The following is a 4,809-nucleotide window of genomic DNA, read 5'->3' as shown; positions in this document are numbered from 1 at the left end:
TGGCGAGCGGCCGCTCCAGCGCCGGGCCGATCAGCGGCAGCGCCCGGATGCGCGCGCCGATCCCGCCCGAGCCGAGCCCCAGATAGGCGGACGCGACGCGCCGCTCCGCCCCCAATTTACGGACCAGATCGGCGGCGAGCGTCGACTTGCCCGCCCCGTCGCAACCCACCACCGCGATGAGGGGCGCGATTGGGGCCGCCGGCGGCTCAACCGCCATCGGGCACGCGCTCGAACGATCCGCCCTGAAGATAGGTCAGCACCACCGGCACGCCCGTCGTGCCGGCGCCGACCCGGAACTGCACGCTCGCCGGCGACGGCTTGCGGGAGAACAGCACGTCCAGCAGCGACATGTGCGGATTGCCCGAGGCGCCGCCGCCATCCTGCCGGTCGGTCTTGCCGTTGCCGTTCAGGTCGTGGCGGACATCGAGCGCATAGACGCCCGGCCCCGGCGCGGCGAGGCACAGCCGCACCGGCCCCGCCGCCGGCACGGGCACCTCCACCCTGACCAGCGCCTGATGCTTGTCGAAATAGGTGGAGGGGGCGCCGCCGAACAGCCGCACCCGGACCTTGCCGACACGCCGGCGAAACCCCTCGATGCCGACCTCGACCAGATGCGCGCCGGCCGGCGGACAGGCGCCGACGGCGACCAGCGACGTCACGGGCGGCGGCGGGGCGATGGCGATCATGCTGGACTCCTTGGCGATCCGAAACGCGTGCATCCGGCGGATGCTCCCGCTTGCCACCGCGGCGGGGAGCGGCTCTAACCGCGCGATGGATGGCCCGGAACCCCTCGTCATCGGTCGCCGCGCGTTCGTCGGCGGCGCCCTGCTCGCGGCCACGCCGGCGGTGGCGGCGGCCGCGCCGCGCCGGGACTGGGCGGCGCTGGGGGAAGCGGTGCGCGACGAGATGCGCTGGGCCTGGAGCCAGTATCGCGAACACGCCTGGGGCAAGGACGAGATCAGGCCCGTGTCCGGGGGCGCCTCGTCCTTTCCGCTCAAGGGGCACCATCTGGGGCTGAGCTTGATCGAGGCGATGGACACGCTTTGGGTGATGGCACTCGACGCCGAGTTCGCCGACGCGTTGGGCTGGGTGAAGGCGCAGGCCGCGTTCGACGTCGATGGCGAGGTGTCGGTGTTCGAAACGTCGATCCGGCTGGTCGGCGGGCTGCTCTCCGCGCACCACGCCTGCGGCGATCCCGCGCTGCTGGCGCTGGCGCGCGACCTCGCCGACCGGCTGCTCCCTGCCTTCGCGACGCCGACGGGGATGCCGTACCGCTACGTCAACCTGCGCACCGGCGCGACACGCGATCCCGCGACCAACCCGGCGGAGGTCGGCACCTTCCTCCCCGAATGGGGTACGCTGAGCCGGCTGACCGGCGACCCGAAATACCACGACGCCGCGCGCCGGGCGGCGCTGGCGCCCTACGCGCGGCGCTCCCGGCTAGACCTGCTCGGCACGCGCATCGACGCGCTGACCGGCGAATGGCTCGACGGGCGCGCGACGATCGGCTCCTATGCCGACAGCTATTACGAATACCTCTGGGACAGCTGGGACCTGCTGGGCGACCGCGAGATGCTGGTGATGTATCGCACCTGCACCGCCGCGATCCTGCGCCATCAGGCCGTGCGCCAGGGCGGCGCGCTGTGGTTCGCCGATGTCGACATGACCACCGGCGCGCGGCTGTCCTCGCGCGAGGACGAGCTCGCCGCCTTCTATGCCGGGCTGCTGGCGCAGGGCGGCAACCGCGCGGAAGGCGCCGCCTATGCGCGCAGCTGGGCGGCGGTGCAGGACCGGTTCGGGGTGTTGCCGGAGGAATGGGATTTCGCCGCCGCCACGCCGACGCAGCCGGGCAACGCGCTGCGCCCCGAGCTGGCGGACGCGGCCTTCACGCTGTGGCTCGGCGACCGCGGGCCCGAATGGCGCGAGCTCGGCGCGCGGCATTTCGATGCGATGCGCCGGTGGCACAAGGCGCCGTTCGGCTATACCGACCTGGCCGACGTCACGACCAAGCGGCAAGCCGATCACTGCCCCGGCTATTGGTGGTCCGAACAGATGAAATATTACTGGCTGCTCTTCGCCGATGCGCCGCGCTTCGACTACGGCCGCAACTACCTGTCGACGGAGGGCAACGTGCTGCTCGGGTTCAAGCGGGGCGTCGCGTGAGGCGCGCGCTGTCGGCGGCGGTGCTGCTGCTCGCGGTGCCGGCGATCGGGCAGGTCGCGCCCGATACCTATGCCGACGTCGACCCGTTCATCGGCACGGGTGGCGAGGGCCATACCTTTCCCGGCGCCGTCGCCCCGTTTGGCATGATCCAGCTCAGCCCCGATACCGACACGTCCTGCGAGCTCCGCGCCTGTTACGGCCACGCCGCCGGCTACCGGTACGAGGACCCGACGATCCAGGGCTTCAGCCACACCCACTTCTCCGGCGCGGGCCATTCCGACCTGGGCGACTTCCTGCTGATGCCGGTGGCGGGCGACACCGTCTCGCTCGATCCCGGCGATCCGGCCAGGCCGGGCTCGGGCTATCGCTCGCGCTTCAGCCATGGGCGCGAGGAGGCGCGGCCCGGCTATTATGCGGTGACGCTGGACGACGCGCATGTCCGCGCCGAGCTGACGGCGGGCACGCGCGTCGGTGTCCACCGCTACACCTTCCGCGCGAGCGACGCGGCGCACCTCGTGCTCGACCTGCGCTCGTCCTTGTACAACTACCCGGGCAAGATCCTCTGGTCCTCGCTCCGGCTGCGCCCCGACGGCACGCTGACGGGGATGCGCGAGACGCGCGGCTGGGCGCCGGCGCGCAAGCTGTGGTTCGCGATGCGCTTCTCCGCGCCGCTCACCGGCCACGCCTTTGTCGATCGCGAGACGGGCGTCGCGTACAAGGGTTTTCAGGGTCCGTCGCGCGGGGCGGACGATCCGGCGGCGCTGGCCGGCCGCGCGCTGGAGGCGCGGCTCGACTTCGGCCGGCTGGATCGACCGCTGGAGGTCCATGTCGCCATCTCCGGCGTCGATGAGGCCGGCGCTCGCGGCAATTTGGTGTCGGAAAGCGGCACCTTCGCCAACATCCGCGTCCGTTCCGAGATGGTATGGCGCGATCGCCTCGCCGCCCTGACCCTCGCCGGCCCGGCCCCCCTCCGCCGCGAAGTCGTCACCGCGCTCTACCACACGATGATCGCGCCCAGCGTCTGGAGCGACGCCGACGGCCGCTGGCGCGGACCCGACGACGAGGTGCACCAGGCCGACTTCACCGTCCACTCCACCTGGTCGCTGTGGGACACGTTCCGTGCCGAACACCCCCTGCTGCTGCTGACGCAACCTGTCGATCGCAATCGGGATTTCGTCCGCTCGCTGCTCGCGTCGCGCGACGCGAGCCCGTTCGGCATTCTCCCCGTCTGGCAGTTTCAGGGCCGCGAGACGTGGACGATGATCGGCTACCACGCCGTCCCGGTGATCGCCGACGCCTACCTCGCCGGCATCCGCGGCTTCGACGCCAACGCCGCGCTCGACGCGATGGTCGCCAGCGCCACCTACGCCCCGTACGGCGGCCTGGGCGAATACATGCAGCGCGGCTACGTCCCCATCGACCGCGAGCCGGAAGCGGCGTCGAAGACGGTGGAATACGCCTATGACGACTGGACGATCGCGAAGATGGCGCGTACGCTCGGCCGAACCGATATCGCGGCGACATTTGAGAAACGTGCGGGCAACTGGCGCAACAGCTTTGACGTCCGCAGCGGTTTCTTGCGCGCGCGCAAGGCGGACGGCAATTATCGCGAACCGTTCGATCCGACCGCGATCAACTACGGCTCCGACTATACGGAGGGCAATGCCTGGCAGTATAGCTGGTTCGTGCCGCAGGATCAGGCCGGGCTGTTCCGCGTGCTGGGCGGTGACGCGGCGGCGGCGGCGAAACTGGACGCGATGTTCGACTTCGACAATTCCAAGCTCGACTACAGCCATGCCGAGGACATCGCCGGACTGATCGGCCAATATATCCATGGCAATGAGCCGAGCCACCATGTCGCCTATCTGTACGGCTATGCCGGCCAGCCCTGGCGCACCCAGGCCCGCCTCGCCCAGATCGTCGCGTCGCAATATAAGGCGACGCCCGACGGCCTGTCGGGCAATGACGATCTGGGCCAGATGAGCGCCTGGCTGGTCTTCACCGCGATGGGCTTTTACCCGGTGACGCCCGGCAGCGGCGAGTATGTCATCGGCCGCCCGTTCCTCAGCCGCGCGACGCTAAGTCTTTCAAATGGCGAGCAGTTTCAGATGATCGCGGACCGGCTGTCGCCCGCGAACCGCTATGTCGGGCAGGTCCTCCTGAACGGCCAACCGCTCGAACGGCAGGTCCTCACCCGCGAGCAGGTGATGGCCGGCGGCACGCTCCGCTTCGTGATGGCGTCGAAGCCGAATACGCATTGGGGCACGGCGCTGGCGTCGCGGCCTTATTCGATGAGCACGGCGCGCTAGCTAAGCGGCCCGCGCCAGCCTCGGCGCCAGCCCCGCATAGGTCGCGAACAGGTCGGCGAAATGGTCGTCCATGATCCTCACCGGCCCCGTCGCGCTCGCCCCGCGCGCGGGGGGCAGCGCCAGGATGGCATCGCGCAGCGAGCCCGCTTCCGCCGACCGGTAACGTCGGTCCGCCGCCGTCGTCGCGTGGTCGGCGGCGCCACCGCGATCGGGCACGATCAGCGGCAACCCGCTCGCGCGCGCCTCGGCGGCGACCATGCAGAACGTTTCCGCCTCGCAGCCATGGACCAGCGCATCGGCACTGGCGAGCATCGCCGCGAGCGCCGCGCGGGTGGGC

General features: G+C 70.8%; 4 protein-coding genes and 1 pseudogene. 2 read left to right on the top strand and 3 right to left on the bottom strand.

Annotation, left to right across the window (positions count from 1 at the left end; genetic code table 11):
* Nucleotides 1–217: pseudogene (locus tag HUU95_RS08645) on the bottom strand (hypothetical protein); the annotation flags it as partial.
* A complete protein-coding gene (locus HUU95_RS08640; protein WP_174279745.1) occupies nt 207–686 on the bottom strand; it encodes a DUF2141 domain-containing protein in 480 nt (159 codons plus the stop codon). The pseudogene HUU95_RS08645 and the gene HUU95_RS08640, both read right to left, overlap by 11 nt.
* 40 nt (nt 687–726) lie before the next feature.
* Between HUU95_RS08640 and HUU95_RS08635 the strand changes: the two genes are divergently transcribed.
* Nucleotides 727–2,163, top strand: coding sequence for a glycoside hydrolase family 47 protein (locus HUU95_RS08635; RefSeq protein WP_254602703.1), 1,437 nt, complete (start codon nt 727–729; stop codon nt 2,161–2,163).
* Entirely contained in the window at nt 2,160–4,472 is a 2,313-nt protein-coding gene (locus HUU95_RS08630) for a GH92 family glycosyl hydrolase (protein ID WP_174279744.1), read from the top strand. The genes HUU95_RS08635 and HUU95_RS08630 overlap by 4 nt, the downstream gene beginning before the upstream one ends.
* Here HUU95_RS08630 and HUU95_RS14540 read toward each other — a convergent pair.
* Nucleotides 4,473–4,809 (bottom strand): glycosyltransferase (locus tag HUU95_RS14540; RefSeq protein ID WP_254602702.1); only part of this gene is annotated, 337 nt, incomplete at its 5' end. It lies immediately after the preceding gene.

This window comes from Sphingomonas bacterium (assembly GCF_903643065.1).
Classification (GTDB): domain Bacteria; phylum Pseudomonadota; class Alphaproteobacteria; order Sphingomonadales; family Sphingomonadaceae; genus Sphingomonas.
This window is presented reverse-complemented; position numbering and strand designations above follow the sequence as displayed.

Coding starts and splice junctions, on each gene's coding strand:
- HUU95_RS08640 (WP_174279745.1), bottom strand. CDS start 686: ATGATCGCCATCGCCCCGCCGCCGCCCGTGACGTCGCTGGTCGCCGTC.
- HUU95_RS08635 (WP_254602703.1), top strand. CDS start 727: ATGCTCCCGCTTGCCACCGCGGCGGGGAGCGGCTCTAACCGCGCGATG.